The sequence below is a fragment of the Nocardioides sp. genome (assembly GCF_031397825.1).
Taxonomy (GTDB): domain Bacteria; phylum Actinomycetota; class Actinomycetes; order Propionibacteriales; family Nocardioidaceae; genus Nocardioides.
In genome coordinates this window covers 1-2,321 of the sequence record NZ_JANNML010000022.1, presented here as the reverse complement: position 1 = coordinate 2,321, position 2,321 = coordinate 1, and the positions used below count along the sequence as shown (strand labels likewise).

Genomic DNA, 2,321 nt, shown 5'->3' with positions numbered 1-2,321 from the left:
GTGCGTCAGGGGGATGCACGCGCCTCCAAGTAGGCGACGACAGCCCGCACCCGGCGGTTGGTCGTGCCGTCGTCGTAGATGTCGAGCTTGGTGAAGACCGAGCGCAGATGCGCCTCCACCGTCCGGTCGGACAACCGGAGTGACCTCCCCACGGCAGCGTTGCTGTGGCCTTCCGCAACGACCGCGAGCACCTGGCGCTCTCTGTCGCTCAGGGATCCCAGGGCATCTCGCGCCTTGCGCCCGAGCACGAGCGCCTGGACGACCTCGGGGTCGAGTGCGACGCCACCGCCGGCGACCCGGGTGAGTGCGTCGTCGAACTCGTCGAGGTGCAGGACCCTGTCCTTGAGCAGGTAGCCGAAGCCCGGTGTCCCGATCAGGCCCAGGCACTGGCGGAGCTCGATGTGCTGCGACAAGAGCAGCACGCCAACATCTGGCTCCTCGTCGCGGATCCGTCGTGCCGCCTGTGCCCCGTCAGAGTCGTGGTTGGGCGGCATGCGGATGTCGACCACCGCCAGATCGGGATGGTGCTCGGCGACCGCATCCAGCAGGCTGTCGGCGTCGCCGACAGCTGCGACGACCTGGTGGCTGCGCTCGTCGAGGAGCCGGACGAGCCCCTCGCGGAACAGCATCGAATCCTCTGCGACGACGACGCGCACTCACACCACCGCCGAGATCGTCGTGCCGCCGCCGACGGGGCTGTCGACCTGCAGGCTTCCACCCACCGAGGCGACCCGGTCCCGCAGCGCGGTGAGGCCGCCGTCCGGGATCCCACCCACGCCGTCGTCCGAGACCCGGACCGTCAGGCGATCTCCCTGCGCACCCAGCTGCACGCCGATCCGGCGGGCGCAGGCGTGCTTCAGCGCGTTGGTGACGGCCTCCGAGGCAACGAGGTACGCCGTCAGCGTCCGCGCCTCGTCCGCCTCCGGGAGAACCGCGACGTGCAGGTCCACCGGCACCGGGCTCGTCTCCAGCAGGCCCTCGAGGGCCGGACCCAGACCGTCGTCGAGCCGACTGGGACGGACCCCGTGGGCCAGGCGACGAAGCTCGCTCACGGTGACCTCCAGCTCACCGATCGCGGTATCGACCTCAGCAGCCGCCCGTGAGTCCAACCGCTGCTGAAGCGATCGCAAACGCATCCCGGTGGCGATGATGCGCTGTTGTGCGCCGTCGTGGAGGTCGCGCTCGAGACGCTTGCGTTCCGTCGCCGCCGCGTCGACCAGTCGCACCCGGCTGGCCTCGACCTCGGCAAGCGCCTCCCGCAGCACGAGGCGCAGCCGACTCACCTCGATCGGGACCCACGCCACCCGGACGAGATCCGCGAGCCGTCGACGCGCTCGAGCAGACTCCCACCCGAGGGTGACCATGCCGATGGTGTCTCCGCCGGCCTCGAGGGCGAACCCCACCGGCTCCTCGACAGGCACGCCGCGCAGGTCGCTCCAACCGTCCGGGCGGGCCAGGGCGATCCGAAGTCCCGGGTCGCCCTGAGCCTCCTGCAGCACGACCTCGACCTCCTCGGGCAAACGCCGGCCGGCGCGAACGTCTGCCGCGAACTGCTCCACCGCAGCGAGCGCGACACACCTGTCGCGGTCGAGCATCTTGCCGAGAGCGCCCGCCAGGATGCGGTGCAGCGGTAGCAGTGCCAGAGCGGTCACGAACGCCGCCGCAGCAGGCCCGAGGCCTGCGCCGGCCCCGACGGCGCGGCTCACGATCGTGACCACTGCGGCGAAGATCGCAGCGGAGGCGACCAGCGTGACCAGCCAGGACATGCTCACACTGAGCAGTCGGTCGACGTCGAAGAGGTCATGGCGGACCATGGCGATCCCGACTGACGCGGGGACGAGGAGCACGAGGGCGAGCAGGAACGGCGTGTAGGCCATCTCGAGCGAAGCACCGTGGGCCTCTGCCCCCCAGCCCCCGACAAGGAGCAGCACCACCACGCTGCCCGCAGCGAGCAGCCAGCGGATCTGGAGGCGTCGCCGGCCGTCACCGCCGTGGTACTGCGTGACCACCGAAGCGACGGCGGCGACCAGGCAGACCCCGATGACCAGGACGGCGACACTGCCCAGCGTCGCCCGCCAGGGAGCGCCCTGCCCGACGACGGCACCGTCGACCTGCCGGGCGTCCCACGTGGCGGCCATCATCAGGGCGGTTCCTGCGGCGTACGCCCACGGAACCGCGGCCCACAAGCGCCCGGGCCGACGACCATCTGGGAACACCAGGAGCAGAGCAAGGAGTCCGGCGAGATTCACGGGCCAGGCTCCGACCCAGACGTGACGGGCCAGTGGGGCCAGCGGAAGCGGCGTTGATGTGTAGGCCGAGGC

The 2,321-nt window shown here is 71.1% G+C and carries 2 protein-coding genes; both read right to left on the bottom strand.

Annotated elements, in window-relative coordinates:
* Window positions 1-5: 5 nt before the first annotated feature.
* Window positions 6-656 (bottom strand): response regulator transcription factor, encoded by a 651-nt coding sequence (locus RMN98_RS01235; RefSeq protein ID WP_309646982.1) that lies wholly within the window; start codon window positions 654-656, stop codon window positions 6-8.
* Entirely contained in the window at window positions 657-2,141 is a 1,485-nt protein-coding gene (locus tag RMN98_RS01230) for a histidine kinase (RefSeq protein ID WP_309646981.1), read from the bottom strand.
* Window positions 2,142-2,321: the final 180 nt, after the last annotated feature.

Excerpts from the sequence above, each read along its gene's own strand:
- RMN98_RS01230 (WP_309646981.1), bottom strand. The coding sequence starts at position 2,141 with ATGATGGCCGCCACGTGGGACGCCCGGCAGGTCGACGGTGCCGTCGTC.